The sequence below is a fragment of the Humibacillus xanthopallidus genome (genome assembly GCF_006716675.1).
Classification (GTDB): domain Bacteria; phylum Actinomycetota; class Actinomycetes; order Actinomycetales; family Dermatophilaceae; genus Humibacillus; species Humibacillus xanthopallidus_B.
Genome location: NZ_VFPM01000003.1, coordinates 252,994 through 270,928 on the forward strand (window position 1 = coordinate 252,994; position 17,935 = coordinate 270,928).

Below are 17,935 nucleotides of genomic sequence, written 5' to 3' on the forward strand. Positions count from 1 at the left end.
CCGCACCCGGCGGCATACCCCTGCTCATGCGTGGGCAACCAAGCCCACGTGAGGGCCCAGAGGCCGACGAGCGCGGCTGACGGTGCCGGCGCCCCGGATGTGGCCCGAAGCCGGGCCAGCCCATCAACGCCCCTCCACGACGTCCACCGGCACCCGTTGGTGCGGCGGGAGGGGCCGGTTGGTCGCGGACCGCAGGATGCGTGCCTCGGCGGCCAGGTCGGCGGCTTCACCCAGCTCGCCGGCCAGCCGCGACACGCGGGCGAGCCCCTCCAGGCCCCCGGCGGTGAGGCCCGGCTCACCTCCCCAGCGCCCCAGCGCCACCGCCTCCACGTAGGCGTCGTGAGCGAGGGCCACCGCACCGCCGTTCTCGTCGCAGCGGGCCACGCCCAGCAGGGCGAGACCCCGCATGACGGGCGTGCGAAGCCGCTCGAACCCGGCGACAGCCGCGTCGAAGCGGGCGCGCGCCGCGGCCCAGTCGCTGCGGAGCAGGGACACCAACCCCTGGCCGTAGTCGCACAGCACGACGCCGGCTCCGTCACCGACCTTCCGTGAGGCGCCCGCCGCGCGCTGGAAGAGGTCCTGCGCCATCTCGGGTCGTCCGAGGTCGAGCTGGGCGACCCCGAGGTCGGCGAGCGCCCACTGCACGGTGTTCCACAGGGCCGCCGAAGAAGCGACGTCGACAGCCTCCTCGAGCACGCGGGCGGCGTCCTCGAAGCGTCCGAACTGCCGCAGTCCCCATCCGAGGTGGTAGAGCGTGGCGGACAGCCCCCACGGGTCATCGAGCCGACGGAAGGCGGCAGCGGTGGAACGCCCGAGGCGCACGGCGGCCTCGTCACCGCGCTTGAGAGCGGTCTCCATTCGTACGAAGCCGATGACCGCCGCGCCCCAGGCGTCGCCGTCGGCGGCGAACTGGGCGGCGGCCTCCTCGAGCAGGGACTCGTACCGTGCGTCCTCCATGCCGCCGGCGCTGCCCGGCACGCCTTCGACGGCGAGCAGCACCTTCGACAGGGCCGCCCGTGACACGTCGCTCACCTCCTCGAACGCCGCCAGGCTCTCGGCGGCAGCCGCCGCGCACTCGGGGCTCGGGTGGACCAGGCAGGCCCGCGGTCGTTCCACGAGGGAGAACGCCTGCAAGGCACGGGCGCGCGCCGCGGGGGAGCCGGTGGGCGAGTCCAGCAGTCCCCGGAGCACCTCGCGGCCCTCGAGGTGGCGCCCTAGGTGCCAGAACAGGCCGAGCGAGCCCGCCATCTCCAGTGCGGCGTCGCGGTCGCCGCCGGCCCCGGCCCACCACGAGAGGGCGGCGTGGATGTTCGGCTGCTCGTCGCGGAGCACCGCCAACGCCTCGCGCTGCGCGCCGGAGCGCAGCAGGCGCTCACACTCTTCGGCCACCTGCTTGTAGTGCCCCGCGTGGTGACGTCGGAGCGCATTCATGTCCCCGCCCGCCTCGAGGCGCTCGGACGCGTACTCGCGGAGGGTCTCCAGCATGCGGTAACGGGTCGTGGCCCCTCGTTCGACCACGACCATGGACCGCTGGACCAGACGTCCGACGATGTCGAGCACCTCACCCGCCGGAAGGTCGCTCTCGGCCAGCACCGCCTCTGCGGCCTCGAGCGTCCACCCTCCTTGGAAGACCGAGAGGCGGTCGAATACCCGGCGCTCGTCGACGTCCAGCAGGTCGTAGCTCCAGCTCACTGCGGCCCGCAGGGTGCGCTGGCGCTCATCGGCGGTTCGGTTGCCCGAGGTGAGCAGGCTGAAGCGGTGACCCAGCCGTGCGGCGATGTCCACGGGGGACAGGGAGGTGACCCGAGCGGCGGCGAGCTCGATGGCGAGCGGCAGGCCGTCCAGGGCTCGGGTGATCGCGCCGACGGCGGCCAGGTCCTGCTCGGATGACACCGCGTCGGCAACCAGGGCGCGAGCCCGCTGGGCGAACAGCTGCGCGGCCGCGTGGTCCAGGATCTGGTGCGGCGGGGCGTCCGCCGGTGGGGTCTCGAGGGGACCGACGGTGACCTGGACCTCATCGCGCACCGCGAGGGCCTCGCGGCTCGTCGCCAGCACCGTCACCTGGGGGCAGCGGGCCAGGATGTCGTCGGCCAGTGAGGCCGCGGCATCGACGACGTGCTCGCAGTTGTCGATCAGCAGCAGGGCGCGCCGGTTGCCGAGGAAGGCGAAGAGGCGGTTGCGGACGTCCCGGTCGGCAGCGGCTCCATCGAGGGGCACCCCCACGGCCTCGGCGACGGCCCAGGGGACCTGGTCGGCGGACCGGACGGACGCGAGGCGCACTCCGTGCACGCCGTCGGGGAAGCGGTCGGCCGCTCCGGCCGCCACGGCCAGAGCGAGGGACGTCTTGCCTGCGCCGCCCGGGCCGACCAGCGTGACGAGGCGCGCGTCGCGCAGCAGCTCGCGGAGCGTGCCGAGCTCCTCCCCCCTGCCGACGAGCGGGCGGGCGACGGTGGGAAGGCTGGTGGCCGCGAGTCGCGGCGCCTCCGCCACCCGCTGCCGCGGCGCAGCCACGGCGGGCGGGACCAGGTCGGCCTGCCTCCCGAGCGACGGGTCCTGCCGCAGGACGCGTTCGTGGAGGGACCGCAGCGACACCGACGCCTCCAGCCCGAGCGACTCGTCCAGAACCTTCCGGGTGCGCTGGTAGACCTCCAGCGCCTCGGTCTGGCGTCCGGCCCGATACAGCGCCACCATCAGCAGCCCGGCGAGCGACTCGAGCGTGGGGTCGGCGGCCACCAGGGGCTCGAGATCGGCGACGACCTCGAGGGCGCGTCCGAGGCCGAGGGCGATCTGCGCGCGCTCGGTGACGCATGCCAGGTGCAGCTCGGCGAGTCGGCCCGCCTCCACGGTTGCCCAGGGTTCATGAATGAAGTCGCTCAGCGGTTCACCGCGCCACAGGGCGAGTGCCTCGTCGTAGCCGGCGAGGTGCTGCTCGTCGGGGTGGAGCGAGGCAGCCCCGGCCGTGCGGGCTCGGCCGATCGCGGAGGTGAATGCCACAGCGTCCACGCTCTCGGGCTCCACATCGGCCCGGTAGCCGGTGCCCTGGCGGACGACCACGTCGGGCAACCCCACGGACGTGAGGGCACGCCGCAGCTTCGAGACGCGAACCTGCAACGCGTTGAGCGGGTCGACCGGCAGCGACGAGCCCGACCAGAGACGGTCGACCAGCGTCGTCGCGGGGACGGTGCGTCGAGGAGTCAGCAGCAGCTGCGCCAGCAGTGCCCGTTCGGCGGGACCCGGCAGCCGGACGGGATGACCGCCGACGTGCACCTCCATCGGTCCCAGCAGCAGGTAGCGCACCTCGTCCACCGCCACACCACCCTTCGACACGGCCATCGTGCCGGAGCCCGCTCGGACCGGCAACGGTCGACGGAGCGTCCCGGCTGTCACCTGGGGCGTCCGCCGATCGAGGGCGGCGGTCACCGGTTGCGGGCGGGGCCCGACGCGGCACCGGGGTGGGGGGCGTATGCCGTGCCGTCGAAGACGGCGATCACGTCGCCCAACGCCATGGTCCCCGTGACCCGGACCCGGGTGCTGGCGGCATCGGCCTCCACGGTCGCCACGCCCGGCACGTCCCGCAGCCAGCGCGACACCTCGCGGACGCACCGGCGACACCCCATCCCGTCGACCAGCAGGGTGATCTCGCGCCACCTCACTGCGGCTCCTTCCACGTCGGTCGTACGTCGATCGTCCTCACCGCGCGCTCGCGGCGGAACGGAAGCCACGCAGCCGCAGGCTGTTGGAGACCACGAAGACGGACGAGAACGCCATGGCGCCACCGGCGATCATGGGGTTGAGCAGCCCGGCCGCCGCCAGCGGCAGCGCGGCGACGTTGTACGCGAACGCCCAGAACAGGTTGCCGCGGATGGTCCCCAGCGTGCGCCTGGCGAGCCGGATGGCGTCTCCAGCAGCCCGGAGGTCGCCGGAGACGAGAGTGAGGTCACTGGCCTCGATGGCGGCGTCGGTCCCGGTGCCCATGGACAGCCCGAGGTCCGCCTGGGCCAGGGCGGCGGCGTCGTTGACTCCGTCGCCGACCATGGCCACGACCTTCCCGTGCTCCTGCAGCCGCTTGACGACGGCCACCTTGTCAGCGGGCAGCACCTCGGCGATGACCTCGTCGATCCCGACGGCCGCCGCGACCGCCCGCGCCACCGTCTGGTTGTCCCCGGTCAGCAGCACGGGCGTGAGGCCGAGCGCCTTGAGCTGCCTGATCGCCTGCTCGGACGTCGGCTTGACGGCATCGGCCACGGCGATCACTCCACGCGCTCTCCCGTCCCAGGCGACGGCCACCGCCGTCTGCCCGCTCTTCTCCGCCGACGCCATGGCAGCCTCGAGCTCGGGAGGCAGCTCCTGCGCCCACTGCTTCAGCAGGCGCGGACGGCCAACGAGGACCGCGTGCCCGTCGACGATGCCCTGGACCCCGAGACCCTCGATGTTGACGAAGTCCTCTGTCGACGGCAGCGCACCGAGGGCCGCAGTGGCGCCCTTCGCGATCGCCTGGGCGACCGGGTGCTCGGAGTGGTCCTCCAGCGCCCCGGCGAGCCGCAGCACCTCGTCGATGTCCTCGCCGTCGGCGGCGCGCACCCCGACGAGCGTCATCCGCCCTGTGGTGACGGTGCCGGTCTTGTCGAGGACGACCGTGTCGACCCGGCGGGTGGACTCCAGCACCTCCGGACCCTTGATGAGGATGCCGAGCTGGGCGCCGCGACCGGTCCCGACCATGAGCGCGGTCGGGGTGGCGAGGCCGAGGGCGCACGGGCAGGCGATGATGAGGACAGCCACGGCGGCCGTGAAAGCCGCCGAGGCGCCGCTGCCTGTGCCGATCCAGAAACCGAGCGTCGCGACCGACAGGGCGATGACGATCGGCACGAAAACCCTGGAGATCCTGTCGGCCAGCCGCTGGGCAGCGGCTTTGCCGTTCTGGGCGTCCTCGACCAGGCGCGCCATCTGCGACAGCTGGGTGTCGGTGCCGACCCGGGTGGCGGTGACCAGCAGGCGCCCGCCGGCATTGACCGTCGCCCCGACCACGGCATCGCCCGGACCGACCTCGACGGGCGCCGACTCACCTGTCAGCATGGACGCGTCCACCGCCGAGGAGCCCTCTACCACGGTGCCGTCGGTGGCGATCTTCTCGCCCGGGCGAACGACGAAGGTATCGCCCACCTGCAGCTGGTCGACGGGGATGCGTGTCTCTGCACCGCCACGGACCACGGCGACGTCCTTGGCGCCGAGCTCGAGCAGAGTGCGCAGTGCGGCCCCCGCACGCCGCTTGGAGCGGGCCTCGAAGTAGCGGCCGGCGAGGATGAAGGTCGTGACGCCTGCGGCCGCCTCGAGGTAGATGTTCCCGGAGCCGTCGGTGCGACGGATGGCGAGCTCGAAGGGGTGCGTCATGCCGGGGAGCCCCGCGTCTCCGAGGAACAGGGCGTAGAGCGACCACCCCAGCGCGGCGAGGGTGCCGACGGACACGAGGGTGTCCATGGTCGCGGCGCCGTGGCGCAGGTTGGCCCAGGCGGCCCGGTGGAACGGCCAGGCTCCCCAGACCACGACGGGGCCGGCGAGGGTCAGGGAGAGCCACTGCCAGTAGGTGAACTGCCAGGCGGGCACCATGGCGAGCGCAACGACGGGCAGCGAGAGTGCCGCCGACACCACGAGCCGTCGACGCAGCTGCCGCACCGGCTCGTCCTCGTCGCGGGAGGTGCCGCTGTCGCGGACGTGGTCGTCGCGGGGTGGCCCGGGCAGGCGAGCGGTGTAGCCCGCCTGCTCGACGGCGCCCAGCAGGTCCGCGGTGCTGACGCCGGGGCCGACGACGACGCGGGCCTTCTCCGTCGCGTAGTTGACCGTGGCCGTGACGCCCTCGAGCTTGTTGAGCCGTCGCTCGACCCTGGATGCGCATGAGGCGCAGGTCATGCCGCCGATCAACAGCTCGACCGGTTGGCCGACGTCGACGACGTGGGCGGTGTCCTGCGTGGTGCTCATGGTGTCTTCCTTTCTCGAGGACACGGTTCAGTGGGCGTGTGATGCGGCCGTGTGGCCTGTTGTGCCGGGTGTGGGTGTCGCGGCGGGCGTCGGCGACGCGCCACGCGTGCTCGTTGCGCCGGCGGGCACCGTGAACTCCGCCGTGCGCACCACTCCGCGGTGCTTGAAGTCGAAGTAGAGGCGGTACGTGCCGGTGCTCGGGACGGTGGCGGCGAAGTCCACGCGCGGGCCGGGCAGGGTGTTCCCGTCGCCCGGGTGGCCTGCCGGGTGCACGTGGAGATAGGCGAGGTCGCCGGCTCGGAGGGCCACCATGTGCCCGTAGGCGCCGAGGTAGGGCTCGAGGTCGCTCACCGGCGTGCCGTTGCGAAGCACCGAGAGCGTGACCGGTGAGTCCTGGCCGGGTGCCAGCCGGCCGGTCAGGCGGACGGTGTAGTCGCCGACGGTCGCCGTGGCGGTCGCGGGTGCCAGCGGGATGGGCCGGTAGTCGCCGGGTACCGCGAGGTCGGCGCCGAGGGTGACGGGGTCGCCCGCTGCCGGTACGAAGTCGGCGAAGACCCGGTAGGCGCCAGGCACCGACAGGTTCACCGGGCTCGACCACGTCCCGGCGCTGTCTCGGACCGGGTGAAGGTGCTGGTACCCGCCGAGGTCGCGACGCACCACGATCAGGTGGAGCTCCTTGCCGTGCGCCGGGGTGAAGTCCTGCAACGCCGAGCCGTCCTGGCGCAGGATCGTGAAGGACATGGTGGCTGCCGGGGATGCCGGCACGGTCTCGGCGGCCAGCTGCAGGCGGTAGCCGGCGGCGGAGACCATCACGCCGCCGGGCACGTCCCGTGGTGCGCCAACCCCGCTCGAGCCCTGTGGGTCGGTGGTCGCATCGTCGCCGGCGCCAAGGCTGGCTCCATGGTCGTCGCCGGAGCCGCTCCGGTGGTCGGTGACGGGCTCGCCGAGCGGCTCGATCCGGGGTTCCAGAGCCCTGCCGGCGACCGCTCCGCCGGTGAAGACCGCGGCCAGGGCGAACGCGAAGACGCCGATGGTGGTGACTGGCTTCATGACTTCCTCCTCGTGCAGGTCAGGCAGCGAGCGAGTGCTCTTGGGGGTGACGCGCCGTTGCCCGTGGTCTGTAGATACCCCCGTACGGTATGTGTCACATGACGCCGGAACAAGCCACCCGGATGCGCGGACAGCCCAAATCAACCTGACCGCAACGGAACAGACAGCACTTGGACAGCGATCGACAAACGGCGTCCGGCAGCCTTCTTCTTGTTACCCCCATGGGGTATACAACCAGACACTGCCCCGGCAGTCATGTCAACGACTAGGAGAAAGAGATGAGCACCACCACCGCGTCGCGGCGCTGGAAGGGCCTCGCCCTCATCGCCGCGGCCCAGTTCATGGTCATCATGGACACCTCGATCATCGGGGTCGCCCTGCCTGAGATGCAGGTGGACCTCGGCTTCACCCAGGAGGACCTGTCCTGGGTCTTCAACGCGTACGTCGTGGCCTTCGGGGGCCTGCTCCTCCTCGGCGGCCGCCTGTCCGACCTGTTCGGAGCGCGGAAGGTCTTCACCACCGGTTGGGCCGTCCTGCTCGCCGGGTCCGTCCTCGCCGGCGCGGCGGGGAGCCCGGCGGCGGAGCTCGCGGGTCGTGCGGTCCAGGGCGCGGGTGCGGCACTGGTCGCACCGTCGGCGCTGACGCTGCTCATGATGACGTTCGGCGCCAACCCCAAGGAGCTGACGAAGGCCCTGGCGCTCTACGGCGCTGCCGCGCCGGCGGGGGGCACGGTCGGCGTGTTCCTGGGTGGCATCATCACCGAGTACCTGTCGTGGCCATGGGTGTTCTACGTGAACGTGCCGATCGCCGTGCTGGTCCTGCTGGCGACGCCGGCGCTCCTGCCGGCCGGTGGCGCACGCCGTGGCTCGGTCGACGTCGTCGGCGCCCTCATGGTGACGCTGGGCCTGGGCGCCGCGGTGTATGCCGTCGTGCGCGCTCCCGAGGTCGGCTGGGGATCGGCGTCCACCTGGGTGGCGCTGGCCGTGGCAGCCGCCCTCCTGGTCGGTTTCGTCGCGGTCCAGGCCTCGCGTCGTGAGCCGCTGGTGCGGCTTGGCATCTTCCGCACGCCGAACCTCGGCGCGGCGAACCTCGCGCAGCTGCTCCTCGGTGGCGCCTGGATCCCGATGTGGTTCTTCCTGAACCTCTACCTCCAGCAGGTGCTCGGCTACAGCGCGTTCCCGTCGGGGGCGGCCCTGCTGCCGATGACCGCGCTCATCATGGTCGGGATGATCGCGCTGGCACCCAAGGCCATGTCCGCGTACGGCCCCAGGGCCATGATCGTTTCCGGCATGCTCCTGCTGGCCGCGGGCCTGGGCTGGCTCTCCCTCGTCAGGCCCGACGGCTCCTTCTGGGTAGACGTGCTGCCCGCGTCGCTGGTGGCCGCACTAGGAATGAGCTTGGCCTTCATCCCCTCCCTCGGCACAGCCATCAGCTCCGCCCGTCCCGAGGAGGGTGGTCTCGCCTCCGGCATCGTCAACGTCAGCTACCAGGTCGGCTCGGCTCTCGGACTGGCCGCCATGACGGCAATCGCTGCCGCGGCCGGGGCGGGCGAGACCGGTGACCGGTCGGCGCTCACCGACGGCTTCTCGGCGGCCTTCGTCGGCGCAGCCATCATCGCGCTGGTCGGGGCGCTGGCCGCCGCAGCCTTCCTGCGCACCGGTGCGCCGCAGCAGGTTTCCGAGACGGTCTCCGAGCCCGTCTCTGAGCCCGTCCAGGGCTGAGAAGCCAACGCCTCGGCGAGCCCGGGCTTTCAGACCCACGCCGCAACCGTGGCGTGCGGCGGTCCGCGAGGACCGTCACCATCCACCACTCCCACAGGAGGACAAACCGATGAGTCAGAACACCTACACCGTCACCGGCATGACCTGCGGCCACTGTGTCTCCTCGGTCACCGAGGAGATCGAGCAGATCCCGGGCGTGAGCGACGTGGCCGTGGACCTCGCCACCGGCGCGGTCACCGTCACCAGCGCCGGCCCGGTCGACGAGTCCGCCGTGCGGGCCGCCGTGACCGAGGCCGGCTACTCCCTCGCCGACCACTGACCAGCCGGGTCCGGCGGCGGCCAGCCGCCGGACCCGGTGCCTCCCCGAACCGCTGAAAGGAAAGCCATGACCGAGCTCCAGCACGTCACAGACGCCGACTTCGCGAAGGAGGTGCTGCAGTCCGACACCCCCGTGCTCGTCGACTTCTGGGCACCGTGGTGCGGCCCCTGCCTGCAGGTCGCCCCCGTGCTCGCCGCGATCGCCGCCGACAACCCCGACACGCTCCGGGTCGTCAAGCTCGACGTCGACGACAACCCCGTGACCGCAGCGCGCTACGGCATCACCGGGATGCCCACGATGAACCTCTACCGCGGGGGCGAGGTCATCGGAACGATCCACGGGGCCAAGCCCCGCTACGCCCTCGAGGCCGACCTGGGCAAGCTCCTGGGCGGCACCCTCACGAAGGGAGGGACGCGATGAGCCTCGGCGCAGGAGCCCACCCACACGTGCTCGTCATCGGAGCAAGCGGCTACCTGGGCCGAGCAGTCACCGAACGCCTCGTCGAAACCGGCCACGATGTCGTCGCCCTCACCCGCGAGCGGGCAGAGACGACTCCGGTGCACCATGGCGACACGGTGCGCGGCGACCTGCGCGAGCCCGACTCGCTCCGCGCGGCGGTGACACCTGACGTCGACGCGGTGATCCACCTGGCCACGCCGTTGGGCAACGAGGCCGCCGACCTCGCCGCGCTCGAAGCGATCATCACGCAGCTCAGCGGCTCTGGGCGACCCTTCCTCTACACCAGCGGGGTCTGGGTGCTGGGGCCCTCCCCAGCGGGTGCGGAACCCTTCGACGAGGACGCGCCCCCGAGACCCCTCGCACTCGTGGGCTACCGCCACAGGCTGGAGGAACGCGTGCTGGCCGCGGCGGATGAGGGCGTGCGCGGCATGGTGATCCGCCCCGGCGTGGCGCATGGGCGTGCTGGCGGGATCCCGGCGCTGCTCCTTGACCTTGCCCAGCAGCACCGCGAGGCGCTCCACGTCGGGGAGGAGCGGGTGCGCTGGCCGATGGTGCACGTCGACGACCTGGCCGAGCTCTTCGTCCTGGCCCTGCGCGACGGAGCCGCCCGCAGCATCTTCCACGGCGTGTCCGAGGGTGTGGACACGCGCGACCTCGCGGCTTCAGTGGCTGTCGCCGCAGGTGTCAGCGGCACCCGGCCGTGGTCGCTCACGGAGGCGGCCGCGGCCCTCGGCCAGTCGTTCGCGGAGGCGCTCGCCACCGACCAGGTGGTCTCCGCCGTACGCACCCGACACGCTCTGGGCTGGCAGCCTCGGCACCCGAACGCGCTCGAGGACCTCGCCCACGGGTCCTACCGCCGACTGCAGGTGGGCTGAGCCGCCGGCACCAGCGGTGTGGCGCGGCCGACGGGACCGCGCCACACCGCATACGGCTGGAAAGGTGTGCTCGCCCGACTGCTTCGACTGCTCCAAGGACCAGTGTGGCGACAGCATCGGGCCGCGAGTCCCGGTCTCGGTCCTGGAAGCCCGGCCTTCCGCGCTCACGCACCGTCCCCAACTCGGTGTGGTGACGGTAGTCGAGGCAGGCGGGCTGGCTCCCTCCCTTCGTTCCTAGACTCAGGTCATGGGAGACACCTGCGTCTCGCGTGTGCCGGTCTTCGCCGGGCTGTCGGCGGAAGACCAACGACGCGTGGCGGGGCTGGCGCATCCGATCCGCCTGGCGGCCGGCGAGCTCGCGTACTCGGCCGGTGGTGGCCCGTCGCGTCTCATCGTGCTGCACACGGGGCACCTCAAGATCTATCGCGTCTCCTCAGACGGGTCTGAACAACTCCTCCGCGTGCTGGGGCCCGGCGAGTTCGTCGGCGAGGCGTCGGTGTTCACGGACCGGGCACCTGAGGACCACGCCATGGCACTGGACGATTGCCAGCTCTGCGTGTTCCGCCACGACGACCTGAGGACCCTGATCAACCGGCACCCGCAGATTGCCCTGCGGATGCTGGCCACGGTCAGCGCCCGACTCTCCGACGCCGAACAGCGGCTCAGCTCCTTGACCTCGCACGACGTCGAGAGCCGCGTAGCCGACTACCTGCTCGGCCTGCCGGGCTCATGGCGGGGCGGCATTGCCACCGTTACCCTGCCCTTGGCCAAGAAGGACGTCGCCGCCCTGCTCGACACGACCCCGGAGAGCCTCAGCCGGTCCCTGAGGAGCCTTTCCGACAAAGGGCTGATCTCGATCGGCCCGGGCCGCTCGGTCGCGATCACCCAACCAGATCGGCTGCGGCGGGCAGCCCACCTGGTCTGAGGCCCGCGTGGCGGCGTGCACCGGTCAGTCGTCGGATGACCACCGCGTCGACGTCGGCCACCGGGACGAACGGCTCGTCCCAGACCCTGGAGTCGTCCGAGACATGGGGATTGTCACCAGACATGAAGTAGCTGCCCATCGGCACCCGCCATGCCGCGGTGTAGGCGCCCGGGATCCGGGGCCGCCCATCGACGGACTCGCTGTTGACGAACAGGCGGCCGCCCTCGAGTTCCACACGGTCATCCGGGACCCCTGCAACACGCTTGAGCATCCGGGCCCCACCGTGCCGGAAGACCACGACCTCGCCCCTCCGCGGCAGCCGGGACCACCCAACGCCTCGAGTGAGCAGCAGGTCGCCCGAACGGTAGGTGGGGGCCATGGACTCACCGGCCACCCTGACCACGCGCATCACACCAGCGTCCTAGTGCGCGTGGCTGTGGTGCTCGGTCGAACCGGGGCTCACCTGCGCGTGCTGGTCGTGCTCCTCACCCTCGGTGTACGTGAAGAAGCTGACGTACGCGGCGATGTAGCGCCGAGCAGCCTCGAGGTCGTCCACGTCGAAGTCCCTGAGGCCCAGCGCAGCCTGGAACCTCCGATGGAGCTCGATGCGGCGCTCCGGTGCCACCATGAGCAGCAGGTCCGCGTCCGACCCCGACGCGATCGCCTCGTCCGCGGCCTCGACCACCGGGTCGATCCGGGTGCCGGCGGGCTGGATGCCGGTGAAGCCGGCACCCTCGGCCATCCGGTGGACGCGGACCAACGTCTCGAGGAAGAGCCGATCCGCCACGTCGGCGGCGACCGGACCGAGGCCGCGAACCTTCAGCACCTTGTCGAAGACGTCGCGCACCTCGGCCTCACCGTCGGCAGGGACCCACTTCAGGGCGTAGTTGATGTTGCCCGTCTCCAACGCCTTGCGTCCGTCGGTGACCGCCGGACCTTCGGCGGTGTCGCAGTGGGCCTGCACGGTGACCGGCCACATAGCGGAGAGCCTGGTGATGATGCGGTTGATGAACATCTGGGGTTCCTCCGTTCGCTGAGTGGTTCCAAACTAGGCCGGAGGCGGCTGCCCGTCCTTGACGGGGATCAACTCTGCGGGCTTCGACTGCTAGCCCTCCACACCCGTCGAGGTATGCGGCTGCCCGACGGGTTTCGACTCGGGTGAGCCGCGCTCCCGCAGGTAGATGCTCAGCACCACCATGCTTCCCACGGCGAGGAACTCGGACTGCCAGTTCTGGAAGGTTCGGTTCCAGAAGTCGGGGGAGGCCAGGTACTCCCCCCAGCCGACCGGCGCCTCGAGCCCTTGGATCTGGTCTGCGTTGAACGCGCTGCGGCCCGCAATGAACTGGGCGAGCCACGAGAGCAGGAAGATCAGGCCCATCGTCAGGCCGAGCGACCGGGACAGGAGCGATCGCCTCCAGCCCGAGGCCTTGGCCCATGCCGGCGAGTCGTCCATCGCGTAGGCGCCGACCTTCTGCTCCTCGTCCGTCTCGCGCCCGACCTTGTCGAGTGGCTTGGACTCCGGCGAGCCCTTCTGCACGAGCCAGACCGTCAGGAGGATGTAGAGGAGGAACTGGAGGTACTCGGACTGCCAGTTCTCGGCGACGTCGACGGTGAACTGTGAGGACGTCACGTACTGGCCGAGATCCATCTGCGGCAGTCCCGCCCCGAGAGCCTGCTCGTTGTAGTCGGCCCGACCTGTCAGGGCCTGGCCCACGAGCGCAGCGAGGAGCAGCGTCGTGAACGCGAGGCTCAGACCGTGGTCACGCAGCCGCTTCATCGGTGCACCAGCCCGATGGCAATGCAGTAGGCCAGCCCACTCGCGATGAAGACGAGGAAGCCGATGAAGAGGGCCCGCACGTCAGCCTCCCTTGATGTCGCACTCGTACGGACCGTCGGGCCGTGGCGTGCACCCCGCGGCGGTCACCTTCCAGCCCTTCTCGAAGCGCGCGAGAAAGACAGTGTCGCGGTCCAGTCGGACCATGGCGTCGAGACCGTAGACCTCCACCTCACGCAGACCTCCTCCCGCAGGCGGGGACGCGTCGGAGAGCCCTCGGGCACAGCTGCCCGACCCCTGCTCCAGCTCACTGGCCGTCTGCGGCGCGAGGAGGCTGCAGGCGGTGGCCGCGTCGGTCGGTGCGACGGAGCTGAATCTCAGGGCCGCAGCGCCCGCAGCATCGACCTCCGGGTTGCCCTGGCCGGAGCATCCGCTCAGCGCCGCGGCGCCGACGAGGGTGGCGAGGAGGCCGGACAGCGGGGCTGCGTGCACGTCCGGCCCGTACCCCGTCCCTCGGGTCCCGACGCACCTCGGGACGAAGAAGTCGCCCGGGCGACTGAGCACCTCCTGCTCGCCTGCCCTGTGGCGTGACCGGTGACAAGATGGAGCCATGGCCATCGCAGCCGACGACACCAGCACCGGGGCCCAGGCCCCGAGACCTGCCGCCTCCAGCGCCTCGGGGGCCGGAGTGCCTCCCGCCCGGCTGGAGGATGTCATCGACGAGCCGTTGACCGAGCTGACACGGCGGCTCGTCGAGACCGAGGGCGTGACGGGCACCCTGGCTGACATCCTCGATTCCGCGGTCGTCGCGGTGCCGTGTGGGTGGGCAGCGGCCGCTGTGATGGACGAGGTCCGAGACCGCCCCGCGCGACTGTCCGCCGCCACCGACGCGTCGTTGGCCGTGCTCACGGCACAGATCGCCGCTGCCGCGGGCGCGAGTCCCGGCATCCTCGCCTTCCGCTCCGGCGAGGTGGTGCACTGCCCCGACCTCTCGTGCGAGGCGAGGTTTGCCGACTACTCCGCCGAGATGCTGGCGCACACGGAGGTGCTGTCGGTCCTCTCGCTGCCGTTGCACCTGCGCGGTGAGACGCTCGGGGTGCTCACCCTGTATGCCGCCACCCCCGGCGCCTTCGACGAGGGTGCGATCCAGCGCGCCACGGAGTTGGCGGACCTCGCAGCGGTCGCCGTCGATGCCTCGCTCGCTGCGGAGCGCGCCGACCACCTTTCACGCGCCCTCGGCAACAGCCGGGACATCGGGCTCGCCATCGGCGTTCTCGTGGAGCGCTACAAGATGACACCGGAACAAGCCTTCCGGGAGCTCAGCGAGGCGAGCCAGAACTCCAACCGGAAGCTGGTGGAGCTGGCGCGTGATCTCGCCGAGACCGGGGAGTTCGCCCCGAGACTCCATCCCTGACACGCCGGCGCCGGTGCGCCGCCGTGATGAAGGAGCCGGGGGAGGTGACGTGCCAGTGCTCCTCGTTCGGGGGGCACCAGACCCTCCGTCCAGCGGACCTCGACCTGCATCTCGGGTCCTCTCCTGGTGGAGTGTGGAACTGCTGTGGGTCAGGCCGGCTCGACGCGCAAGGTTGTCGCGCGTGCCAGAGGGCTGGTGATCGCGCGCACGGCGCTGCCGTTGCCGTACTTCTCCCGGTAGGCGCGGTCGATGGCGTCGTCATGCGACTGGTCAGGCGTGAAGGTGACGTCGATGGTGGCGCCGCCGGCCTCGATGCGACCGGTGCCGGTGCGCCGTACGCCCCGGTACCAGCCGCCGGAGGCGCCTCGGACCGAACGGATCCAGAGGCCGTTGTCGACGATGACCTGCCAGACGATCCGCGGCGTGCGGAGCGTTCCGTCAGGGCGGTGTGCTGCGACGGTCATCTCTTCGTCGGCGTCGACGACGGCGAGGCGGTCGGGGTCCCACCTGCTCATGGCATCTCCCTCTCGGAGGACGGAGCGTCGAAGGCAGACGACGCGAATGCCGCCCGCCCGCCGGTGTAGTGGCTCGCTCTCATGGCATCCAGTCAACCCGCTGAGCAGCGGACGAGGGAGTCCCCGGCCGAGCCGAGACGTCGCTCGCCGTGTGGTGGCAGGCACGACTTCCGCGATCGCCTCTCGCCTGGGGTGCACCTCTGATCGAATGGGCACAGTGAGAGTTACCGCCAGTGGCGGGCCCGGCTGGGGAGGAGGGGCAACGGTGCAACGCCCTCGCGGAGGTCGTTTCTCGCCATCGCCATTGACCGGTCAGGTGGTCAGGCGACGGCGGCTGTTCGACCGCCTTGCCGCGCGCTCGGCCGTCCTCGTCCTGGGACCTGCCGGATACGGCAAGTCGGTGCTCCTCGCCTCATGGCTGGCCGAGGCCCGGCCGGAGGGAGCGGTCGTCTGGCTGACCCTCGACCCGTCGGACCGCGACCCGGGGCGCCTGGCTGCGGACCTCCTGACGGCGATGCGCACGCCTGGGGCCGGGCACCTCGCGACCTTGCTCGAGCGCCTGGAGGATCCCCCGCTCTTCGCCGACCACCTGGCCTTCGTCGATACCCTTCAGCAGACCCTCGTGGACGAGGAGGTCGCACTGACGCTCGTCCTCGACGACCTCCACCACCTCGTGGGCTCACCGCGCGCCCTGGAACTGGTCGACCACTTCATGGCGTGGGCGCCGCCCTCCTGCAGGGTCCTGCTCGCGTCCCGTTCGATGCCACAGCTGCGGCTGCAGAAGCTGCGCCTCGACGGGCGGCTCGAGCTCGTCGGGCACAGCGACCTCGCCTTCACTCGCGAGGAGACCGCCGTCGCGGTGGGGCTCTGGGGGCTGGGGCTCGGACCCGACGCCGTCGCCGAGCTGCACACGCTGACCCAGGGCTGGCCGGCGGCGACCCGCCTGGCGGTCCTCGCCGTTCGCGCCGGAGCCCGGACCGACCTGCACGACGTCCGTCGCGACGACGCGCTCGCCGAGTACCTCACGACGGAGGTCCTCGGCTCTCTCGATCCCGACCTTCGCGAGTTCGTCCTCGATGCAACGATCGACGAGCTCGTGTGCCCGTCCCTCCTGGATGCGGTGCGCTCGAGCACGGACTCGGCAGCGCTGCTCGAGCGGTGTGCCCAGGACGGGCTGTTCCTCAACCGGGAGTCCGGTGCCGGCGACGAGCCGTGGTTCCGCTGGCACGGACTCTTCGCCTCGAACCTTCGACTTCCCCGGCTGGCTCGCCCCCACTCCGCCCAGGCAGCCGAGCGGCGAGCAGCCCTGTGGTGGCGCAGCGTCGATCCCGATGTCGCTGTCAGCCATGCCCTGGCAGCGCGTGACGACGAGCTGGCCGGCGAGATCGCCGCCTCCGTGTGGCTCGACCTCGTCCTCGCGGGCCAGAGTGACACGGCACGAAGGCTCGCGGCAGCAGTTCCCGACGACGTGACGGACGCCGCGGAGCTCCATCTCGCCACGGCCTTCGTGACGGCGGAGGAAGGGGCCGTCGACGTGGCCAGGTTGGAGCTCGAACGGGCCCGAGAACTGTCGCATCGGTTGCCCCCGTCGGCTCGCACCCAGTTCGAGATGAGGGCCACCGTCATCGAGCTCTTCGTCGTCCGAGACCGGGTGGCGTTGACGGAGTCCCTGGCGCGCGGGCACCGGCTGGTCGTCGAGTCCGAGGCAGGCTCGGTCTCCCTGGACCGTGCCACGATGGCGCTCCTCAAGCTCTACGTGGGGATGAGCGAGGCGCGTCTGCTCGACCGACCCCTCGAAGCCGTGCGGCTGCTGCGCCAGGCTCACCTGACCGCGAACGAGTCGGGCTACACCGCGCTCGGGCTCATGGCGCAGGCCGAGACCTGCATCCCGTCGATCGCGACCGGTCGCCTCGACGACGCGCAGGCGCTGGCGAGGGACGTGCTCGCACAGGCCAACGCCAAGGGTTGGGGCGACCTGCCGGGCATCGCGATGGCCTCTGGCTACCTGGGGTGGCTGGCGCTGTGGAAGGGGGAACCACGCCGAGCGATCGCACTTCTCGACCGGTGCGAGGCGACGTTGCTCCCGCATGACTGGGCAATGCTCGGCCTGGTCACGACAGTGCTCGCCCAGGCGTGTCTGAGCGCGGGGGACGTCGAGGGCGCAGAGCGCGCAGCCGAGCGAGGTCGGGAACTCGCCACTCATGACCGTATGCCGCCGTGGTGGCCCTCGCTGGTCCTGGCCCTCGACGCCATGGTGCTCATGGAGCGTGGTCACGTCGAGGAGGCCCGGGTCATGGCGCAGCATCCTGCCGATGGACCCGAGTTCCACCTCGCGACGTGCTTCCGAGGCTGCGTGCTACTGAGGAGCGGTCGCCCCCAGGAGACGCTCGACGTGCTCGACACGATCCCGGCGGAGCGCATGTTCCCGCACGTCAGCGGCGTCGTCGACACCCTGCGTGCCCAGGCCCTCGCGGAGTTCGGCGACAGGCAGCTGGCCCACGAGGCGCTGGAGCGGGCCCTCGACACCTCGCAGCGGTACGGCTTCCTCGAGCCGTTCCGACTGGTCGGGGACGTGCTCACCCCGTTGCTGACCGAGCACAGCAGCACGGGGACCCGACACGGCGACCTCGTCCTCCGTGTCCTCGCCCACCTGTCGAGCAACCTGCCCACGTCGGTCAACGACTGGGGCGAGACCCTCACCGAGCGCGAGCGGACCATCCTGCACTACCTCGCAACCGACATGTCGCCCTCCGAGATCGCGACGGCCGAGTTCATCTCCGTGAACACCGTCAAGACGCACCTCGCCCACGTCTACCGCAAGCTGGACGTCGCCAACCGGCGCGCCGCCGTGCGTCACGCGACCCAGCTCGGGCTGATCTGACCGAGGTCGAGGATCATCCGAGAGGTCAT

Annotated in this window: 16 protein-coding genes; 7 read left to right on the plus strand and 9 right to left on the minus strand. The window is 71.4% G+C overall.

Features of this window, described 5'->3' with window-relative positions; translation table 11 throughout:
- Window positions 1-123: 123 nt before the first annotated feature.
- The 4 genes from FBY41_RS16285 to FBY41_RS16300 all read right to left on the minus strand — a co-directional run bounded on the left by FBY41_RS16285 (window position 124) and on the right by FBY41_RS16300 (window position 7,023).
- A complete protein-coding gene (locus FBY41_RS16285) occupies window positions 124-3,327 on the minus strand; it encodes an AfsR/SARP family transcriptional regulator (protein WP_185749127.1) in 3,204 nt (1,067 codons plus the stop codon).
- 89 nt (window positions 3,328-3,416) lie between these two features.
- Window positions 3,417-3,653, minus strand: a complete 237-nt coding sequence (locus tag FBY41_RS16290; RefSeq protein WP_141845342.1) for a heavy-metal-associated domain-containing protein — start codon at window positions 3,651-3,653, stop codon at window positions 3,417-3,419.
- A 37-nt stretch (window positions 3,654-3,690) separates the two neighbouring features.
- Window positions 3,691-5,973 carry a heavy metal translocating P-type ATPase gene (locus tag FBY41_RS16295; protein ID WP_141845343.1) on the minus strand — a complete coding sequence of 761 codons (2,283 nt, stop codon included), beginning with the start codon at window positions 5,971-5,973 and terminating at the stop codon, window positions 3,691-3,693.
- A 27-nt stretch (window positions 5,974-6,000) separates the two neighbouring features.
- Window positions 6,001-7,023, minus strand: a complete 1,023-nt coding sequence (locus FBY41_RS16300; protein WP_141845344.1) for a hypothetical protein — start codon at window positions 7,021-7,023, stop codon at window positions 6,001-6,003.
- Between the two features lie 278 nt (window positions 7,024-7,301).
- On the opposite strand from FBY41_RS16300, the gene FBY41_RS16305 reads away from it, so the two are divergent.
- The 5 genes from FBY41_RS16305 (at window position 7,302) to FBY41_RS16325 (ending at window position 11,322) form a co-directional block, all read left to right on the plus strand.
- On the plus strand, window positions 7,302-8,744 hold the full coding sequence (locus FBY41_RS16305) for an MFS transporter (RefSeq protein WP_141845345.1): 1,443 nt from the start codon (window positions 7,302-7,304) through the stop codon (window positions 8,742-8,744).
- A 109-nt stretch (window positions 8,745-8,853) separates the two neighbouring features.
- Window positions 8,854-9,063, plus strand: a complete 210-nt coding sequence (locus FBY41_RS16310) for a heavy-metal-associated domain-containing protein (RefSeq protein WP_141845346.1) — start codon at window positions 8,854-8,856, stop codon at window positions 9,061-9,063.
- Window positions 9,064-9,129: 66 nt separating this feature from the next.
- A complete protein-coding gene (trxA, locus tag FBY41_RS16315) occupies window positions 9,130-9,483 on the plus strand; it encodes a thioredoxin (RefSeq protein ID WP_141845347.1) in 354 nt (117 codons plus the stop codon).
- The gene (locus FBY41_RS16320; RefSeq protein WP_141845348.1) at window positions 9,480-10,397 is read left to right on the plus strand and encodes an NAD-dependent epimerase/dehydratase family protein; all 918 of its coding nucleotides are present in this window, start codon (window positions 9,480-9,482) and stop codon (window positions 10,395-10,397) included. The genes trxA and FBY41_RS16320 overlap by 4 nt, the downstream gene beginning before the upstream one ends.
- 247 nt (window positions 10,398-10,644) lie before the next feature.
- A complete protein-coding gene (locus FBY41_RS16325) occupies window positions 10,645-11,322 on the plus strand; it encodes a Crp/Fnr family transcriptional regulator (protein ID WP_141845349.1) in 678 nt (225 codons plus the stop codon).
- On the opposite strand, the gene lepB is transcribed toward FBY41_RS16325, so the two are convergent.
- From lepB to FBY41_RS16345, 4 genes are all read right to left on the minus strand, one after another.
- Window positions 11,279-11,731 (minus strand): signal peptidase I, encoded by a 453-nt coding sequence (gene lepB, locus FBY41_RS16330; protein ID WP_260439916.1) that lies wholly within the window; start codon window positions 11,729-11,731, stop codon window positions 11,279-11,281. The genes FBY41_RS16325 and lepB overlap by 44 nt on opposite strands.
- Before the next feature lie 12 nt (window positions 11,732-11,743).
- Window positions 11,744-12,337 carry a DUF6448 family protein gene (locus FBY41_RS16335; RefSeq protein ID WP_141845351.1) on the minus strand — a complete coding sequence of 198 codons (594 nt, stop codon included), beginning with the start codon at window positions 12,335-12,337 and terminating at the stop codon, window positions 11,744-11,746.
- Window positions 12,338-12,427: 90 nt separating this feature from the next.
- Window positions 12,428-13,099, minus strand: coding sequence for a DUF6766 family protein (locus tag FBY41_RS16340; protein WP_141845352.1), 672 nt, complete (start codon window positions 13,097-13,099; stop codon window positions 12,428-12,430).
- An 81-nt stretch (window positions 13,100-13,180) separates the two neighbouring features.
- Window positions 13,181-13,588: a hypothetical protein gene (locus FBY41_RS16345; protein WP_221629323.1), complete on the minus strand. Its 408-nt coding sequence runs from the start codon at window positions 13,586-13,588 to the stop codon at window positions 13,181-13,183.
- Between the two features lie 118 nt (window positions 13,589-13,706).
- Here FBY41_RS16345 and FBY41_RS16350 point away from each other — a divergent pair, with 118 nt between their 5' ends.
- On the plus strand, window positions 13,707-14,510 hold the full coding sequence (locus FBY41_RS16350; RefSeq protein ID WP_141845353.1) for a GAF and ANTAR domain-containing protein: 804 nt from the start codon (window positions 13,707-13,709) through the stop codon (window positions 14,508-14,510).
- 149 nt (window positions 14,511-14,659) lie between these two features.
- On the opposite strand, the gene FBY41_RS16355 is transcribed toward FBY41_RS16350, so the two are convergent.
- Window positions 14,660-15,025, minus strand: a complete 366-nt coding sequence (locus FBY41_RS16355; protein ID WP_141845354.1) for a DUF2255 family protein — start codon at window positions 15,023-15,025, stop codon at window positions 14,660-14,662.
- Window positions 15,026-15,341: 316 nt separating this feature from the next.
- On the opposite strand from FBY41_RS16355, the gene FBY41_RS24185 reads away from it, so the two are divergent.
- Window positions 15,342-17,906 (plus strand): LuxR C-terminal-related transcriptional regulator, encoded by a 2,565-nt coding sequence (locus FBY41_RS24185; RefSeq protein ID WP_141845355.1) that lies wholly within the window; start codon window positions 15,342-15,344, stop codon window positions 17,904-17,906.
- Window positions 17,907-17,935: the final 29 nt, after the last annotated feature.